The organism is Streptomyces himastatinicus ATCC 53653, assembly GCF_000158915.1.
Lineage (GTDB): Bacteria > Actinomycetota > Actinomycetes > Streptomycetales > Streptomycetaceae > Streptomyces > Streptomyces himastatinicus.
Map to the genome: position 1 here is coordinate 6463224 of NZ_GG657754.1, position 16851 is coordinate 6480074.

The 16851-nt window shown below is 65.2% G+C and carries 17 protein-coding genes and 1 tRNA gene; 8 read left to right on the forward strand and 10 right to left on the reverse strand.

Annotation, left to right across the window (positions count from 1 at the left end):
* The coding region (locus SSOG_RS27515; protein ID WP_009717533.1) for a PTS transporter subunit EIIC at positions 1–704 on the reverse strand (704 nt) is incomplete at its 3' end.
* A 207-nt stretch (positions 705–911) separates the two neighbouring features.
* Here SSOG_RS27515 and SSOG_RS27520 point away from each other — a divergent pair.
* The 4 genes from SSOG_RS27520 (at position 912) to rdgB (ending at position 3129) form a co-directional block, all read left to right on the forward strand.
* Positions 912–1205 (forward strand): PTS sugar transporter subunit IIB, encoded by a 294-nt coding sequence (locus tag SSOG_RS27520; protein ID WP_078510412.1) that lies wholly within the window; start codon positions 912–914, stop codon positions 1203–1205.
* Positions 1206–1275: 70 nt separating this feature from the next.
* Complete coding sequence (gene rph, locus SSOG_RS27525) at positions 1276–2001, forward strand: ribonuclease PH (RefSeq protein WP_009717535.1); 726 nt, start codon at positions 1276–1278, stop codon at positions 1999–2001.
* A 65-nt stretch (positions 2002–2066) separates the two neighbouring features.
* On the forward strand, positions 2067–2462 hold the full coding sequence (locus SSOG_RS27530; protein ID WP_009717536.1) for a hypothetical protein: 396 nt from the start codon (positions 2067–2069) through the stop codon (positions 2460–2462).
* 25 nt (positions 2463–2487) lie between these two features.
* A complete protein-coding gene (gene rdgB / locus SSOG_RS27535; protein ID WP_009717537.1) occupies positions 2488–3129 on the forward strand; it encodes an RdgB/HAM1 family non-canonical purine NTP pyrophosphatase in 642 nt (213 codons plus the stop codon).
* A gap of 47 nt (positions 3130–3176) precedes the next feature.
* Here rdgB and SSOG_RS27540 read toward each other — a convergent pair.
* The 8 genes from SSOG_RS27540 to SSOG_RS27565 form a co-directional block, all read right to left on the reverse strand.
* A tRNA-Leu gene (locus SSOG_RS27540) sits at positions 3177–3261 on the reverse strand.
* Positions 3262–3315: 54 nt separating this feature from the next.
* Positions 3316–4329, reverse strand: coding sequence for an HNH endonuclease (locus tag SSOG_RS51955; RefSeq protein WP_039938842.1), 1014 nt, complete (start codon positions 4327–4329; stop codon positions 3316–3318).
* Between the two features lie 1406 nt (positions 4330–5735).
* Positions 5736–8225: an ATP-binding protein gene (locus SSOG_RS49000; RefSeq protein WP_009717539.1), complete on the reverse strand. Its 2490-nt coding sequence runs from the start codon at positions 8223–8225 to the stop codon at positions 5736–5738.
* Entirely contained in the window at positions 8222–8641 is a 420-nt protein-coding gene (locus tag SSOG_RS52580) for a hypothetical protein (RefSeq protein WP_009717540.1), read from the reverse strand. The genes SSOG_RS49000 and SSOG_RS52580 overlap by 4 nt, the downstream gene beginning before the upstream one ends.
* 227 nt (positions 8642–8868) lie before the next feature.
* Positions 8869–9858, reverse strand: coding sequence for a response regulator (locus SSOG_RS49005; protein WP_078510414.1), 990 nt, complete (start codon positions 9856–9858; stop codon positions 8869–8871).
* A 3-nt stretch (positions 9859–9861) separates the two neighbouring features.
* Entirely contained in the window at positions 9862–10830 is a 969-nt protein-coding gene (locus SSOG_RS49010; protein ID WP_154685988.1) for a sensor histidine kinase, read from the reverse strand.
* Between the two features lie 655 nt (positions 10831–11485).
* The gene (locus SSOG_RS27560) at positions 11486–12829 is read right to left on the reverse strand and encodes an NsdA family TPR-like regulatory protein (protein WP_009717542.1); all 1344 of its coding nucleotides are present in this window, start codon (positions 12827–12829) and stop codon (positions 11486–11488) included.
* Positions 12830–12854: 25 nt separating this feature from the next.
* Positions 12855–13313 carry a hypothetical protein gene (locus tag SSOG_RS27565; RefSeq protein ID WP_039941802.1) on the reverse strand — a complete coding sequence of 153 codons (459 nt, stop codon included), beginning with the start codon at positions 13311–13313 and terminating at the stop codon, positions 12855–12857.
* A 122-nt stretch (positions 13314–13435) separates the two neighbouring features.
* On the opposite strand from SSOG_RS27565, the gene SSOG_RS27570 reads away from it, so the two are divergent.
* A complete protein-coding gene (locus SSOG_RS27570; protein ID WP_050799986.1) occupies positions 13436–13852 on the forward strand; it encodes a hypothetical protein in 417 nt (138 codons plus the stop codon).
* 502 nt (positions 13853–14354) lie between these two features.
* On the opposite strand, the gene bcp is transcribed toward SSOG_RS27570, so the two are convergent.
* A complete protein-coding gene (gene bcp, locus SSOG_RS27575) occupies positions 14355–14822 on the reverse strand; it encodes a thioredoxin-dependent thiol peroxidase (protein WP_009717545.1) in 468 nt (155 codons plus the stop codon).
* Between the two features lie 157 nt (positions 14823–14979).
* Here bcp and SSOG_RS27580 point away from each other — a divergent pair, with 157 nt between their 5' ends.
* The 3 genes from SSOG_RS27580 (at position 14980) to SSOG_RS27590 (ending at position 16829) form a co-directional block, all read left to right on the forward strand.
* Positions 14980–15336, forward strand: a complete 357-nt coding sequence (locus tag SSOG_RS27580) for a DUF3618 domain-containing protein (protein ID WP_009717546.1) — start codon at positions 14980–14982, stop codon at positions 15334–15336.
* A 140-nt stretch (positions 15337–15476) separates the two neighbouring features.
* Positions 15477–16430 (forward strand): IS481 family transposase, encoded by a 954-nt coding sequence (locus SSOG_RS27585; RefSeq protein WP_039938594.1) that lies wholly within the window; start codon positions 15477–15479, stop codon positions 16428–16430.
* Between the two features lie 57 nt (positions 16431–16487).
* Positions 16488–16829, forward strand: a complete 342-nt coding sequence (locus SSOG_RS27590; protein WP_039941804.1) for a GroES family chaperonin — start codon at positions 16488–16490, stop codon at positions 16827–16829.
* Positions 16830–16851 lie beyond the last annotated feature (22 nt).

The following is a 16851-nucleotide window of genomic DNA, read 5'->3' on the forward strand; positions in this document are numbered from 1 at the left end:
GAGGAGAAGTCGCCGAACTGGAACCAGGCGAACGAGTTCAGCAGCATGTGCATGCCGACGGGGATCAGCAGCCGGTTCACGACACCGAAGATGCCGGAACCGATCGCACCATTGGCCGAAAGCCACTCGGAGAAGCTGTTGAGTCCATCACCGATCGGCCCCCACAGAAGGCCGAAGACGACGCCGTACACCACGCCCGCGAAGGACATCAGGATCGGGATGAAGCGCCGGCCGCTGAAGAAGCCCAGCCAGTCCGGCAGCCGGGTGCGGTGGTACTTCTCCCACAGCACGGCGGCGGTTATGCCGACCACGATGCCGCCCAGCACGCCCGGGTCCTGCGGCTTGCCGGTGACATCGCTGACGAAGCCGGTCAGCACGTTCTTGTAGACGAGGAAGCCGACCAGGGCCGCGAACGCCGTCGTGCCGTCCGACTTCTTCGCGAAGCCGATAGCGACGCCGAGGCAGAACAGCAGGGCCAGGTTGTCGAAGAGCGCACCGCCCGCGTGGGCGAAGATCTCCGCGAGTTTGTTCCAGCCGAGCCCCGCCTTGCCGAAGACGTCGTCCTGGCCCAGTCGGCTCAGGATGCCCGCGGCGGGCAGGGCGGCGACGGGCAGCTGGAGACTGCGTCCGATCTTCTGCATACCCTTGATCAGACCGGCGCCCCGCTTCTGGGCGGGCGCCGCCGAGGCGTTGGCCGTACTCATCGGATTCCTCCTGGTGAGGCGGGCGCTCGGGATCTGGGGACGGCCCGCGATATGGTCTACACCACATGTGGTGTAGACCTGTTGTAGCACGTGAGGATCAGATAAAGGAATCGTTCGTTCCGATGTGGTCTGAACCACTGACGATCCTGCGCTGCCGGGCCCGCGTGGTTACCGTAGGAAGGCCGTTCATCCGGTATCCCATCCGGTATCCCGAAGGGCCGAGACAACAGGACAACACAGGACAGCTCAGGACAACAGGGAGTGGACATGGCCAGTAAGGCTGAGAAGATCGTCGCGGGGCTCGGCGGCATCGACAACATCGTCGAGGTCGAGGGCTGCATCACCCGTCTCCGCACCGAGGTCAAGGACCCCTCCCTGGTCGACGAGGCCGCCCTGAAGGCCACCGGCGCCCATGGCGTGGTGAAGATGGGCAGCGCGATCCAGGTCGTCATCGGCACCGACGCGGACCCCATCGCCGCCGAGATCGAAGACCTCATGTGACGTCCCCGCGGCCGCCCGGCCCCGCTCCTCACCGGACCGGGGCCCCCGGTGTTGCCGATAGGCTCATCCCATGTCTCGTATCGACGGCCGTACGCCCGACCAGCTCCGCCCCGTGACCATCGAACGCGGATGGAGCAAGCACGCCGAGGGCTCCGTCCTCGTCTCCTTCGGCGACACCCGCGTCCTGTGCACCGCGAGCGTCAACGAGGGCGTTCCCCGCTGGCGCAAGGGCAGTGGCGAGGGCTGGGTCACCGCCGAGTACGCGATGCTGCCGCGCGCCACCAACACCCGCGGCGACCGCGAGTCCGTCCGCGGCAAGATCGGCGGCCGCACCCACGAGATCTCCCGCCTCATCGGCCGCTCGCTGCGCGCCGTCATCGACTACAAGGCGCTCGGCGAGAACACCGTCGTCCTCGACTGCGACGTCCTCCAGGCCGACGGCGGCACCCGCACCGCCGCCATCACCGGCGCCTACGTGGCCCTCGCCGACGCCATCACCTGGGCCCAGGGCAAGAAGCTGATCAAGGCAGGCCGGCAGCCGCTCACCGGCACCGTCTCGGCCGTCAGCGTCGGCATCGTCGGCGGCGTCCCGCTGCTCGACCTCTGCTACGAGGAAGACGTACGCGCCGAAACCGACATGAACGTCGTCTGCACCGGCGACGGCCGCTTCGTCGAGGTCCAGGGCACCGCGGAGGGCGAGCCCTTCGCCCGCGAGGAGCTGAACAGCCTGCTCGACCTCGCCGTCGGAGGCTGTGTCGAGCTGGCGGGCAACCAGCGGGCGGCGCTTGGCGTGTAGTCAGATGACGGGCGCGCGCGATTCCCGTGCGCGCCCGCGTCCGACCCTAGGGGGGAGAGCCACCCATGACGCCGCGCCAGGCCCGCCACCGTTATGCCGCCGCCACCACGCTCGCCGCCGTCGCCTTCCTGGCGCCGCTCACCGTCGGCTGTGACGCCGTGGACAAGGCCCTCGACTGCGGCCGCCTCGCGGTCGAGATATCCAACGACGTGGACACCCTCCAGGACGCGGTCACCGGCGCCGCCCTCGACCCCACCGAGGCCGACAAGATCCTCGACGCCCTCGACAAGGACATCGACAAGGTCGGCGACCGCACCGACAACACGGACGTCAGCAAGGCCCTGGACGACCTCACCAAGGCCGTGGACAACGTCCGGACCTCCGTCGACAGCGGCAAGCACCCCGACCTGACCCCGGTCAAGGACGCCACCGGCGAACTGACCAAGGTCTGCACGCCCTGATCCAGCCCTGATCTAATCGACAGCTATGCAGCCACAGCACACCGCAGGGGCGGACAGCGCACACCCCCGCCGCCTGATCCTGGCCACCCGCAACGCCTACAAGATCACCGAGCTGCGCTCGATCCTGGGCGAGGCCGGGCTCGACGTCGAACTCGTCGGCGCCGACGCCTATCCGGAGGTCCCGGACGTCAAGGAGACCGGCGTCTCCTTCGCCGAGAACGCCCTCCTCAAGGCCCACGCCCTCGCCCAGGCCACCGGCCACCCGGCCATCGCCGACGACTCGGGCCTCTGCGTCGACGTCCTCGGCGGCGCCCCCGGCATCTTCTCCGCCCGCTGGTCCGGCAGCCACGGCGACGACCGAGCCAACCTCGACCTGCTGCTCGCCCAGCTCCGCGACGTCCCCGACGAGCACCGCACCGCCCACTTCGAATGCGCCGCGGCCCTCGCCCTCCCCGACGGCACCGAACGCGTCGTCTCCGGCCGCCTCACCGGCACCCTCCGCCACGAACCCACCGGCGGCGGCGGTTTCGGCTACGACCCGATCCTCCAGCCCCACGGCGACACCCGCACCTGCGCCGAACTCACCCCCGACGAAAAGAACGCCATCAGCCACCGAGGCCAGGCCTTCCGCGCGATGGCCCCGGTGGTCCGGGAGCTGCTGGGGTAACAAGCGGAGGGGCGCCTCACTGGGTTGGTGAGGCGCCCCTCGCGTTGTGCGGCCGGTGGGACTCGAACCCACACGGGATTTCTCCCACGGCGACCTAAACGCCGCGCGGCTGCCCAATTACGCCACGGCCGCAGTCGCAGTGCCATGCTACCGGCATGGCCTCTGCGAGGATATTGCAGCACGCGGCTACGCTGCAGTGCCAGCTCGGCTCTTCTGGACGCTCTTACGGTTCCGGCACCACGTGTCGGTGATCGCGTGGCAGTTCGGGCACAGGTACCGCAGGTTTTCGGGGCGGTTGTCGAGCCAGTCGCCGTTCACGTGGTCGATCTGCAGCGTCATCGCCGCCCCCTGCCACTCGCCTGTATTACCGCAGCGCGTGCACTCGTACGGGACACCGATCTCATCCAGGGCCGCGCGGAGCCGCGTGTGGTTGATGCGAGGAGAGCCCTCAGGGCGGACCCGGAGCACCCTGTCGGCTGTGGACCTGGAATTCGTCCGTTGGATCGCCCGCCGTGTGCGCCGCTTGAAGTGCGTGGTGTCGAGGCCCAAACGGACCGTCTGACGGTGCACACGACGGTGGTTGGCGTCGTTGACCGGCAGGGCCAGAGCGCGCATCACCTCGGCATAGCTCGTGCTGTCCGCGACGGCCGCCCGAAGCGGTCCCTCGGGGATGGTGAGGCGAGCGTGGGAGAAGTGCGAGGTGTCTATCCCCTGCTCGTGCAGCATGCGCCGCAGGGCAGCCCGCGACCTGCCGTCGTCGGAGACCCCGAGGAGGCGCGCCACGGCCCGGAAGCTGTTCCCGGAAGCGGCCGCGCCCCTCAGCTGCTCAGGGCTGAAGGGCAGATCGACGCGCGCCCGGTGCAGACCGGGGATGTGATCCACGTCGATCCCGGCGGCCGCGATACGCCGCCGGATATGGGACAACGTCCCCGTCGCGGGACGCGCACCCAGCTTGTCGACCACCTCGCGCAGCGTGGTCGATGTCGCGACGGCCTCGGCGATCGCCGTGTCGGAGTACCTGCGCCACGGACTGCGCTGCTTGAAGTGGCTGGTGTCGATGCCGTGCGCTGCGACGAGTCCCTGGAGCGTACGACGCCTTCCTCCGCTGGCCTTGACCCCCAGCGCGCGCATGAGGCCGGCCCAGCTAGATGAGCGTGCGACTGCGTCGGCAAGCGCCTCGCGCGTGTATTCGGCTCGCATGTTCCCCCCTGCATGGCGCGACCACGTGTCACACCATCGCACTGAGTAACGAATCACTCGCCCAGCGGTTACGCACGCACCCCAGGGCGCGGGACCGCGAAGACGGAGTTCGCCCGCCCCGGCTGCCCACTGGAGGGGCGGTCCACGTCTGCACTGGCGCGCGCCCGTGGCCCTGACCGGCACCTGACTGACCCCGGACGGCTCCGCGAGCTTCTGGTGCGGGCGTCTGCCGCTGAATCTGCCGAGGGGGCGACGGCCCGGTGAGCGTTCAGGTCTGTGCCCGTTGCCAAACGACCACCAGACAGCCGGTCGTGGTGCGATCGGGTACGGCGCGAGCGCCGGCGGCGGCACGGTCTACGCCTACCCCGACTGCGTGCCTACCTTCCCGCAACAGCGCGACTCGTTCGCGGGGACGGTTATGGCTCGCCGCGACACACCGTCAGGCTCCGCAGACCCCAGCCGAGAGGCAACGTGAGAGGGAGAACACCGAAGGGCCCCACCGCGTGCGGTGGGGCCCTTCGACATCGTGCCCGGTGAAGGCACTGGCGGAGGATGCGAGATTCGAGCTCGTGAGGGGTTGCCCCCAACACGCTTTCCAACTGTGGTGGTGGGGGCGTGGGGTGTGTACGGGGGCGTTCACCTGCGTTCATGGGCGGCTGGCTGTCGACATGGAGTCGGCTGGGAGTCTCGACTGAACGGCCGTGCATGGGGCTGAATGAGACGGAAACTGAGACGGCCGCCCATGGTCCTAGAGCTGACCTTGCCACCATGGAACGTCCAGGCTGTCAGCCGGGATGACCTTGGCCCTTGCGAGAATCTTCCCGTCGAGGGCCCACACGAGGGTACGCAACTCACGCGCGCTCTTCCTGGGCAGCGCGTGAAGCACGGCTTCGAGGTGCTCACGGAAGCCGGCGCCGTAACACCCGCACTCAGGGATGCTGCAGTCGGGACCTGTGAGGGGGTCTACAAGTTGTCTGAGGGGGCCATGGGCATAAGCCTGCCAGTGCCAGAAGGCTTCTTCTGTGGCTTCGGGCCAGAAGCGGGTCCGCTCTAGGCGACGCAGGTCAGCTGTGCAAGATCCTGAAAGGCGATCAATGAACGGGTACCGTCGCCGCTTCCAGGGGCGGATAGGGAGGTCGCCCCGCAGGGCTGACGGGCGCCTACGCGGCATTGCCCCTTCGGTTGTCGGTCATGGGGGCAAGCTACAGAACCACGCGTCAGACGGCCACCGCGTACCCGGTGGCCGGAGAGCCTGAGCTTGGGAATCACCGGGTCTAGTGGACCAGGCACCACCAGTGACCTGCAGGGACAGGCAACGGACCGGGGTCCGGCAGGGGCGCGCTGGTACTCTGGTTGACCGTGGCTCACCGCCCCATCGGGCACGCATCGGGCACACCTGCCCTACGTCACGAGACACCGACCTGTAGGGCCTCGTGAAATGCCATGGCGGCTGATGCTTCGGCTGCACTGATTCGCTTGTAGATTTCCACTGCACCTTGAACATCGACGAGAGCTGTTTGTCTCGATCCAGTGTGTGCCGCGCAGCGAGCTGCGCCTTCAAGTGCGCGTGCTTCCTCTAAGGGGTGGGCGAGCTTGCGTGCGAGTTGGAGAGCTTCCCGGTGTAGAGCGAGCCCCTTCTGAGGATGGGACGATTCACATAGTATTTTCCCCAACCCATTTAGAACCTCTGCTTTGCCCAGTTGGTTTCCCAGGATTTCGTACAGGCCCAACGCCTGCTGCATTAGAGTTACTGCCACGTCAGCATCGCCGATCAAATATTGTGCCCGACCCAAATCCTGGAGGGTGTTTGCTTCGCCGAGTTGATTGCTGAGCGATTGATACAAGTCTCGCGCTTGCTCCGCCAGGTCGATTGCTGTCTCGTAATTTCTCGCCTCACGTTGCACTAACCCCATGCCTCTTAAGGCGTTGGCCTCGCCAAAGGGGTTGTCGAGATCGTTGTAGATAGATCGAGCCTTCTCGAGTAGCCTGATTGCCCTCTCGTATTCGCCAATTGAATATCGTGCGCGGCCGAGGCCCCGTAGAGTGTTGGCCGCGCCGAACTGGTCGCCACCAGCCTGATAGAGGGCGAGGGCCTTCTCCATGATGGCGATGGCTGAATCGTATTTCCCGACCATGCACTGGGTGCGACCCAGGTCGCGCATGGAATTTGCCTCACCGATTCGGTCGCCAATTAATTGATATTGGGCTCGTGCCTTTTCTAGTAGGTTGATCGCCAGGTTGTAATTCCCGGTCAAGCGATGCAGGAGTCCGAGATCCCATAGGGTGTTGGCTTCACCGAGACGGCTGCAGAGCGCGCTGTATTGGTTATGTGAGTCGTCTAGTAGTTTGGCCGCCGCATCGTATGCCCCGACCAAGTACTGTACGCGACCTAAATCCCACATAGCGTTGGCCCGACTAAGGTGCGCACCGCACTCGTTTGATGCGCTAATAGCGGTCTCATGCAAAGCGATGGCCTGTTGCCAGGGCCCTTCGCGGCGGAGGAAAGCGGCCATGGCAGCGACGAGACGGATCACCCGAGTGGGCTGCGCGTGTGTGGTCGCGTGCTCGGTGCAGGCAAGCAGGTTCGGGTGTTCTGAGCGCATCCAGAGCAGAGCATCTTCCCGGGTATCCAGGCAGGGCACGGTGAGGCCGGTTGGGGTAGGAGGTGGGGGGCCTGGGCGGGCGGTGTCGGCGAGGTGGCGGTCAGCAGCTTCGGCGGTGCGTTGGTAGTAAGTCAGCAAACGGTCGGTGGCGAGTCTGCGGTCCCTGGCCGGGTCTTGCGCGGCGAGGTCGTGGGCGTAGGCGTGAAGAAGGTCGTGGAGGCGGTAGCGGCCGGCGGTGGATTCATCGATGAGATGATCTCTGTAGAGGGCGTTCAGTCGACTGCGGGCTAGGCCAAGTGAGATGTCTGCGAGGGCGGCGGTGGCATAGGCGTCAATTTCAGGACCGGGGTGTAGGCCAAGGCGGCGGAAGAAGTTTTTCTGGTATGGGGCCAGCGTGTTGTAGGACAGGTGGAAGGCGGCAGCTACGGCCCGATCGCTGGCCTCGAGTTCACCAAGCCGGTCCTGGGCAGTAGCGAAGTTGTTGGCAAACGTATTGATATCCCAAAGAGGGTGGTGGGCGAGTTGGGCAGCGAGCAGCGCGATAGCTAAGGGTAGGTAGCCGCACAGTTGGACCACGTTAGCGATCGCCTTGCCCTCCAAGGCAGTGGGATTGCGGTTGGCCAGGCGGCCGAAAAGTAACGCCGCTTGGTCGGGTTGCAGACAGTCCAGCGGTAGAGGGACAGTGCCGTCTAGGCCGAGTAGACGTTTGCGGCTGGTGACTAGGACTAGACACTTTTCGTTGGCAGGCAACAGCGGCTCGACTTGGGCGGGGGCGTCCGCGTCATCCAGTACAAGCAAAATGCGCCGGGTGGCTAGATAGTTACGCCATAGTGCGGCGCGTGCATCGAGTCCGTCAGGGAGGTGCTGTGGGGCAATGCCGCTGCTTGTCAGGAGGGTGGCAAGGACGTCGGCGGGGTCAGCGCGACGCTGGCCAGGGGTGTGGGTGTTCAATCGTACGAATAGCTGCCCGTCTGGGTAGCGGTTGGCGAGCAGGTGGGCAGCCTGTGTGACGAGCGCAGTTTTTCCAACGCCGGGCATTCCGCTGATAGTGTGGATTGCTACCGTTTGGCCGGGATGTGGGCCGGTGTCTTGTAGAAGCCGGTGCAGTTCACTAGCTCGGCCGGTGAAGTTGGCGAGCTTCCGCGGCAGAGTGCGCAGCGTGGTTACAGGTGCCGGTACCGAGCCGATCGTCTGGTGCAGATCGCGGTTGGCCACATACACCTGAGACTGGTCGTGGGCGTGTACCTCGATATACGCCGGGGCGCGGTCATTGTCGTGCTCGGGAGTGTTCACGAGCCCTCAGCGATATGCTGGTCGCGCCCAGCCATGTAGACTCGCGAGTTGTCGCGGGCTTCTGCTCGCATGACGACGGAACGGGCCTGGGCTTGCTCCTTCTGAGACGGGCCCGGGTTGACGTGTTCTTCCAGCAACTGCCGCAGCTCAGCCGCCAGCTCAGGATCGCCGTCGAGGAGCTGCTGCAATCGCGAGCGCCAAGCGCGCACCAGCGTCTGTTCGGCTGTTTGGTCTGCCTCGGCACGGGCAGCTGCCACCTGATCACGCAATACTTCCAGGTCAGCGTAGATACTGTCGACCTGGTCCGGGTTGAGCTGACGGAACCAGGCCACCACGGCAGCACGGGCATGCTGCCACCCGTCCGTGGCCATCGCGCTGACCAGCGCGCCTCCTGCTGCTAAGACGATCGGGTCCATTCCATCCCCCCCAGAACACGTTTGGGAAAGTAACTCTAAGAGTCGGGGCTCATGCACGAAACCCAGCGTGGTTCACCGCTCGTTCTGGCGCGCATCTGGCACGGCGGCCGCAGCCACTCACGCATGACTCCGACGCTTGCGGCAAGTGTGAGGAACGCAAGCGCCGTCCGTTGGAAGGGGACGTTGCGTACGGCGATGTCGGGATCGCAGCACTTGCGAAGGGTTGATCATCTGGGCAACCGAATCTGACCCGTATCGATGGTGTCAGAAGTCCCATCGCGATAATAGTCCGTCTGCCTGGTGGCGTAGGCATCGTCAAACATCAGCACGATTAGAGGCATTACGGTATCTGCTCGGCAACAGCTACACGATTTCACAATGGAGAGTCGTACTCTTTTGTATACGGGAGCGCTTTCGATGTGTCGAGATTTGACGTAATTCTCGGCTGGATCTGAGGATTCCTCTGGAAGTCTATAGGTTTCTTCAATTGAATCAGTTGTCGTGATTTCAGATGTTCGAGACTTCTTTACGGTCCGCGTGACTGCAGACTCGATCCGCGCGCCGAGCTTGGGCTTTTTTGTGACCTCGCTGGATAGGGTGCCTTTGACGTTGTATTGCAGAGAACTTTCCACGATGAAAGTATCCTTGACGGATGCACTAAACGTGAACTTTTTCTCTTGTCCGGCGTTGATTTGTTGAATCGTACTCCAGGATTCTGGGACTATGTATGCACTATCGATAACCTGTATCGCGGCTAGGTAGTAGCGGACTTGATTGCCGGCCAGCAAGAACCTCTTTTTCCCTGTGAATAGAGGTTCGAGGGTGTTGATTTGCAACTCGCTTGCTTGGTCAACCTCGTATTGAAAGTACCACTTGAGAACGATTTCGCAGAGTCGAGACACCTCACCTTTGGCTAGGTAGTCCGAAAACCCAAGACTCAGGGCTTGGCCCACCTCACTTGAATTGGCTTCACCGGTGACCATCACGGCTTTCACTTCGGGACTTATTTCGCGAATTTCCCGGTATAGGTCAGTTCCGCTTTTTACTGGCATTCTTTGGTCTAGTAGAGCAACCTTGATGGGGTGTTCTTGGACGGCTGATATGGCCGCTTCGGGTCTGCTGCAGGCCAGAGCTGGTAGACCGGTCTGGAGCTGGATTAAGTCGGCAAGCTGCTCTGCCATGCTGAGCGAGTCATCTACCACCAGGACTGTGTACATTGCTTACCTCGAAGACGGGAGTGAAACCGTGAATCTGATCATCTCATTTTCAATATTCATTTTTAGTTCTCCGCCTGCGAACCCCTCAACCAGCCCTTTGCTTACCGAAAGACCCATTCCCTGATGGTCATTCTTTGTCGTATACCCTCTGTTAAAGATGCTAGGAGTCGGTGCACTTCCGGCAAAAGTATTGGTCACGGCGAAGGTGGCGACATTTTGCACTTGTGTGAAAACGATAGATATCATGCCACCTTCGGGAGATGCTTCAACCGCATTCTCTAGGAGTGGAAGGAGGGTCGCGATAATGAAGTCATTTGAATATCCGTCGAGGCTGTCTGGTATGCCGCGAAACTCCGCGCTCAGTGTTTTGTTGGACGCATCGCGATAGAGCTCAATAGCCGATTTAAGTATGTCCAAGTTGGAGTCGCTGGATGAATTGCCAACCTTTTCTTGGACTCGTCCGTAGTTCCTGTATGCACTAATGAAGGACTTGCATATTTCGACGCCCCCTCGGATGCGTTGAATGGCGGCTGACTCGTATTCGGTGCGGCCTTGTGGATCGATAGACAGGGCCGCGGCTTCGATTTGAGCCAACGGCGTTCGGAGCGAGTGTGCTATTTCTTGTGTCAGTCTCGCTCTCTCGGAGCTCGTGTCTACTTGGTGTATGTGAAAAGCCTCGGCAGTGATGTTGGTGACGTCAGGGTCCCGGTTGGTCAGTTCCCGGCTGACTCGCATCATCACTTCTTCAGGGATGCGTTCGATCAATTCAGGAAGCCAGGTATAAAACCTTGTTTCTTCATGGTGAGTGCGTTCTTGTATTTGGCGTAGCTCAAGTGCGACTTCGAAGGCTCTAGTCGCGTCTACGCTTTGCTGTGTTGCCCGTTTCGACGCCCTGATGGCAAAAATACTTCCGATTACGGCGCCGAACATCCCGAAAAGTGCGCCCGTGACTGCCGCGACTGTTTCTGGCACACCCACCCCCTTGCGGTCTCTCTCAGGCTAGCGGTCAGTACCTGGCATCCACCCCGAGTTTGGACAGAGGCACGGAGCTTGGCAACGGTGCCCACGTAGTCGGTGGAGCGGGTTTGGGCGGTGGCCTGCCCGGTTTGGGGTCGGGCATGGTCAGGGGGCCGTAGGCTAGTTGGCAACTCGGGCAGGCTTTGGACCTGCCCGGAATTAGCACGAGTGGCCCCCTGGCCTTGCCCGACGCGGGACCCGGACCGGGGAGGTGCCTAAAGCCGTGGAGCCGACCCCCAGCCACGACGCACCTCTTCTCCTCGGCCAAGGTGCTTGCTGCTGGCGCGCGGCCGGGCGGTCGGGCCGGAGCGGGGCGGAGACAGGAGCGCAGGCCAGACCGTGACCGTGCACGTGTCGGACACAACGATCACCGTTGAGCTGGACAGTCAGATCCGGGTCATCCGGCGCACGACCGACGTCCCGGTCCGTAACGTGAAAGCGAACAAGCCCCATAGGGCTCCCTATGTTGTCTAGGCCCACCGTCAAGCATCACCTGAGACCAGAACGTCAACCATCAGCTGGGATCCGACACCTTGCGCAGGGTGGTCTGCCACCACTCGCTCCGAGGTGCCCGTGCCGGTCACTGTCGGCTGAGGCGTATCTCGTTGCGTCAGCTGCCGAGTATGTCGATGAGGTGGTCGTCCATGTCCGCGACGAACTTTTCGTGGCGCCAGGGGCGCAGGGCTTTGCGTGCCTGGCGTAGGCGAAGCGCGGGCACGCGTCCGCCGGTGGTGGCTGTGGTGGTGATGCAGTCTTGGAGGAGGGTCACGGCTGTTTCTGGGGCGTTGAGGCGGATGCAGGCCAGGGCCTGATCGGTGGTGACGATGGTCCGTTGTACGCGCTCACGTGGTCCTCGCAGGGCCTTTGCGCTGCTGGCGAAGACGTTGTGGGCGGTCGCCGCGTCTCCTACGTACAGCTCGCACAGGCCCTCGAAGCCGCGCAGGTGATCCGCGCTGAAGCTTGTGGGCACCGGGTCGCCGTCGGCGTTGCGTTCGACGTCGTACCAGGCGAGCGCGAGCGCGGTCTGGGCGTGCCGTTCGGCGTTCGAGCGGGCGGCGATCTCGGCTTGGAGCGCGTGGGCTCGGGCGCGTACGCGGGTGCTGTCGCCCGTGCGGGCATCGCGTACCGCGGCATCGACCAGCCGACGAGCCGTGTCGATGTCGGGGGTTGAGTACAGGGTGACGAGGGCGTGGCTCATGTGGACGATGGCTCGGTGCCACGTGGTGTCGAGCTGTCCTGCCGTGTGTGTTGCGGCCGTGTACAGAGCGCGGGATGCCTGGTCGTCGCGGGTCTCGAAGGCCAACCGTCCGGCGAGGGTGTATGCCTGAGTGGCGACCGTGCGTAATCCGGGCAGCAGTGGCTCGGGCGGGCCGCCGGCCAGGAGTCGTCGGCAGGACTCGGTTACGGGGGCAAGCAGGAGTTGCAGTCGGGCGAAGGGGAGGGATCCTACGTGTGCGTTGATGTCTTCGACTGCCGTCCGCAGGCCGTCGAGGAGGGCGTCATCGGCGAGAGTCGGATCGGCGAGCGCGGCCGCCATGGACGCCTGGGTGGCGGGCCCCAGCAGGGCGAGGAGGCCGGTCCCGTTGTCGGTTGCCGTGCGGACCAGGAGGGTGCGTAGTTCGTGGAGTTGGGCTTCTGCCTCGCCCAGGTGCGCCAGGGCATCGAGCAGTTCGGTGAAGTCGCTGCCAGGCCCGAGGGAGAGGTGGCCGTCGGTGCCTCGGGCGTAGAGGTGCGCGAGCAGGAGTTGGTACCGGTCGCTGGGTCGGATGGGGTTTGTGGTGCTCTCCCACCGGGCGACGGATCGCTGCACGCTCGGGACGGATGGGGCGAGGGGCTGGCCGAGGCGGCGGGCCGTCTCGGTGAGCGCCCGCGCGGTGTCGGCCAGGGACCAGCCTCGCGCTTTTCGGAGGGACTTGAGGGCAGCAGCACCGAGGAGGGTTTCGCACGTGCTCATGCCCTCATCATGCCGGTGATCCAGGTCACACGGGCACGATCAGGTGTGGTTTCCCCTGTTCGGCACCGTAGTTGAGGGTCTGCCACGTACCCGCCGTCCCCTGAGGCCCTATGAGGGGGAACCCGATCACCATGTCGGAGTGATCGACCATCCACCGGTTCCGGGCGTGGTAGGCCGGGCTGCCCAGCTCTGCCGCATGCAGCTCGACAACGTCGGTGATGCGGTCGCGGCTGCGGGTGATGGCCTGCTGTGCCTCAGGAGGCTGCTGATGGATGGTGCCGGGGACGACGATGGTGATCTGTGCGTGGGTGTTCCCGGCCAGCCAGAGCAGGGACAGGCTGTCGATTCCCTTGGCGCCGCCGATATAGAAGCGCGTCTCCTCGCCAGCGAACGGGGCCAGGTAGTGGGCGAACAGCTCGGCGTAGCTCTTGAGGCCGTGATGCCCTGTGGACCGGGTACCGGTGATGGTCACAGCCCGAGTCATGATCCACTCCGTGTCATAGGTTGTCAGATCCCGCTGCACCTGCCGGTGCGGTGACATCGATGCATGGACACATCCAGCTATCGCGGCCTCGCCGATAACAGCATCTCTCCGGGTGTAGCGACATGACGACCAGAACCGTTCCGTGGACGCCGCCGCGTGGCAGCGAAGTCGAGATGGTCAAGGTCGGCCCTCACTGGGACGTCCTGCGCGCCCCCGCTGAGATCGGCGAACGGGCGCTGGAGCTACTCGGCGACGCGTCCGGCGCCGTCATCGCCGACTACGGATTGATGTACTGGCTCATCCCGGCGGGGCATGCCCAGGACTGGCCACGCCTCCAGGCGGGGATCCATGCCCTGGGCGCGCAGGGCGCCGAGGTTGCGTACGTCGGCGTGCCGCCCGCGCATTGGAGGGGTGGGCCGCGTCTGCACTGGCGCTTGCCTGTAGGTCCCGACCGGTATCTGACCGACCCCGGACGGCTCCGCGAGGCCCTGGTGCGGGCGATTGCCGCTGAGCCTGTCGAGGGGGCGACGGCCTGGTGATGCCCCAGGTTTGCGCTCGTTGCCAAATGCCCACCAGGGAACCGGTCGTCGTCGCGATTGGGTATGGCGCGAGCGCTGGTGGGGGGACGGCCTACGCCTGCCCCGGCTGCGCTCCCACTTTTCCGAAGCAGCGGGACCCGTTCGACGGCAGCCTCCTCGCCCGACGCGATCCCGTCAGGCGGCAGCCGTGAAGCGCTTCTGGACGAAGGCCCGCCGGGAGCCCGCCATACCCCGGACGCCCTGGAGCTGGTTCCTCGACCACGCCGAGGTCTGTTCCGACTGCCGTACCAGCCAGCGATGCCCGGACGGTGAGCGCCTGCACGACGCTGTCCGGCGCGCGGCGCGCGCCGCGGTGCAATGAGCGGGCGGGCACTCACCGTCGTGGTCATCTGGGGATGCGGCATCCATGTGGCATCCAGACGCGGGGAAAGCCCCCCGTTCGAATGAACGAGGGGCCTTGAGGCTCTCTGACCTGCTGCGCAGTTGGTGCGCCCGGCGGTGGTCAGAGGCTCAGGTCTTTGATGATCTTGGCTACGTGGCCGGTGGCCTTGACGTTGTAGAGGGCGCGCTCGACCTTGCCCTGTTCGTCGATGATGACGGTGGAGCGGATGACGCCGGTGACCGTCTTGCCGTAGAGCTTCTTCTCGCCGAAGGCGCCGTAGGCCTCCAGGGTCTCCTTGGCGGGGTCGGCGAGCAGGGTGACCTTGAGGGATTCCTGGTCGCGGAACTTGGCGAGCTTCTCCGGCTTGTCGGGGGAGATGCCGATGACGTCGTAGCCGTGGCCGGTGAGGAAATCGAGCTGGTCGGTGAAGTCGCAGGCCTGCTTGGTGCAGCCGGGGGTGAGGGCGGCGGGGTAGAAGTAGACGATGACCTTGCGGCCCGCGTGGTCGGCGAGCGAGACCTGCTTGCCGTCCGCGTCGGGGAGGGTGAAGGCGGGGGCGGTGTCGCCGGGCTGAAGTCGCTCGCTCATGGTCGGGTGCTCCTCGTGGCTTCGGGTGTTCCGTAACGGCAGGCGTTACGTGACGACATTAGCCAGCATCCTCGTCGGGGGTGCCGTGGGGCGGGGGAGGGGGGAAGCTGACAGACTGTCCATCACGGATCATCGAGACGACGACGGAGGCAGCGCGGTGTCGGATGCCAGGACCCCTGCGCAGATCGAGGCGGACATCGCCCGGCGGCGGCAGGAGCTCGCCGTGACGCTCGACGAGATCGGGGTGCGGGTGCATCCGAAGACGATCATGGGTGATGCCAAGGCGAAGGCGGCCTCGGCCGTGGACCGGACGGCGGGGCGGGCGTATGTGTCCGCGAACCGGGTGGTCACCAATGTGCGCGGCCAGTTGGTCACCGAGGATGGCGCGCCGCGGATGGAGCGGATCGTGCCGGTCGCGCTCGTCGTGGTGGGGCTGGTCGGGCTGCTGACGGTGTCGTCGGTCCGCGGCGGTGGCCGCAGTGGCGGCCGCAAGGGCTGCAAGCGGCGTCGGTAAGGGCAGCCGGAAGGGTTCTAGGTGTGCTGTCCCGGCACGTTGGTGACGGGCGACGCGCCGTGAGGGGTGCTTGAACGAGGCGAGGGCCTCTGGTTTCGGTGTGGATTGCGACATCTGCACCAATGCCCAGGAGGCCCTCGTTGATCCACCGTAACGCCCCGCTGACCCCGACCGGCAGGCTGCGTCTGGCCCGGTGCGTCGTCGACGACGGCTGGCCGCTGCGGCGGGCGGCCGAACGGTTCCAGGTCAGCCACACCACCGCCGCTCGCTGGGCCGGGCGCTACCGCCGCCACGGGGCAGCGGGTCTGCACGACCGCTCCAGCCGCCCCCACCACTCACCACGCCGGACGCCCGCCTTGGTGGAGGAGCGGGTGCTGCGGATGCGCCGTGAACACCAGATCGGTCCGCTGCGACTGGCGGCCCGTGCCGGCGTCGCCGCCTCTACTGCTCACCGCATTCTTCAACGCCACGGCCTGCCACCACTGGCCACGCTGGACCGGGCCACCGGCGAACCCGTCCGCCGGTACGAACGCTCCCGCCCCGGCGAGTTGGTCCACATCGACGTCAAGAAACTCGGCCGCATCCCCGACGGCGGCGGCCACAAAGCCCTGGGCCGGGCAGCCGGCCGCAAGAACAGGAACGGGACCGGCCATGCCTTCCTGCACACCGCGCTGGATGACCACTCCCGCCTTGCCTACACCGAGCACCTGCCCGACGAGCAGGCGGCCACCTGTGCGGACTTCCTGCGTCGAGCTGCCGCCTGGTTCGCCGCACGCGGCGTGACCGTCGAGCGGGTGCTGACCGATAACGCCTGGGCCTACAGCAAGAACACCTGGCACCACACCTGCCGTGAGCTGGGTATCCGCCCACGCTGGACCCGCCCCTGGCGGCCCCAGACCAACGGCAAGGTCGAACGCTTCCACCGCACCCTGCTGGACGAGTGGGCCTACCAGCGGCCCTACACCTCAGAAGGCGAACGGCAGGCAGCGTTTCCCGACTGGCTGGACTGGTACAACTACCACCGACCCCACACCGGAATCAGCGGCCGCACCCCAGCCAGCCGCATCACCAACCTCTCCGGACAGCACATCTAGGGCATTCCTGCCGACCTGCGGCGCCGATAGGCCGTTCGGGCGGGTACGGTCATGACCGTGAGTGCGAACACGTCCCATGACAAGCTGCCCATCCGGATGCTGCACGACCGTGTGCTGGTCCGTACCGACATTCCGGAGGGTGAGCGCCGGTCCACCGGCGGTATCGTCATCCCCGCGACCGCGGCGGTCGGCAAGCGGCTGGCCTGGGCCGAGGTGGTCGCGGTCGGGCAGAACGTGCGGACCGTGGAGCCGGGCGACCGGGTGCTCTACGACCCGGAGGACCGGGCCGAGGTGGAGGTCCGCGGGGTGGCCTACGTACTGATGCGCGAGCGCGATCTGCACGCCGTCGCCGCCGAGCGGCTGGAGGGCGCGGAGGACGCTACGGGGTTGTATTTGTAGAGAGCTGTACAGCACAGAGGGT

What these genes read in the sequence shown, in the direction of transcription:
- SSOG_RS52580 (WP_009717540.1), bottom strand. Translation starts at nt 8,641, where the DNA reads ATGGACCCGATCGTCTTAGCAGCAGGAGGCGCGCTGGTCAGCGCGATG.
- rdgB (WP_009717537.1), top strand. Translation starts at nt 2,488, where the DNA reads ATGCAGCCACAGCACACCGCAGGGGCGGACAGCGCACACCCCCGCCGC.
- SSOG_RS49005 (WP_078510414.1), bottom strand. Translation starts at nt 9,858, where the DNA reads ATGTACACAGTCCTGGTGGTAGATGACTCGCTCAGCATGGCAGAGCAG.
- SSOG_RS27530 (WP_009717536.1), top strand. Translation starts at nt 2,067, where the DNA reads ATGACGCCGCGCCAGGCCCGCCACCGTTATGCCGCCGCCACCACGCTC.
- SSOG_RS51955 (WP_039938842.1), bottom strand. Translation starts at nt 4,329, where the DNA reads ATGCGAGCCGAATACACGCGCGAGGCGCTTGCCGACGCAGTCGCACGC.
- SSOG_RS27570 (WP_050799986.1), top strand. Translation starts at nt 13,436, where the DNA reads ATGACGACCAGAACCGTTCCGTGGACGCCGCCGCGTGGCAGCGAAGTC.
- SSOG_RS27565 (WP_039941802.1), bottom strand. Translation starts at nt 13,313, where the DNA reads ATGACTCGGGCTGTGACCATCACCGGTACCCGGTCCACAGGGCATCAC.
- SSOG_RS27560 (WP_009717542.1), bottom strand. Translation starts at nt 12,829, where the DNA reads ATGAGCACGTGCGAAACCCTCCTCGGTGCTGCTGCCCTCAAGTCCCTC.
- bcp (WP_009717545.1), bottom strand. Translation starts at nt 14,822, where the DNA reads ATGAGCGAGCGACTTCAGCCCGGCGACACCGCCCCCGCCTTCACCCTC.
- rph (WP_009717535.1), top strand. Translation starts at nt 1,276, where the DNA reads ATGTCTCGTATCGACGGCCGTACGCCCGACCAGCTCCGCCCCGTGACC.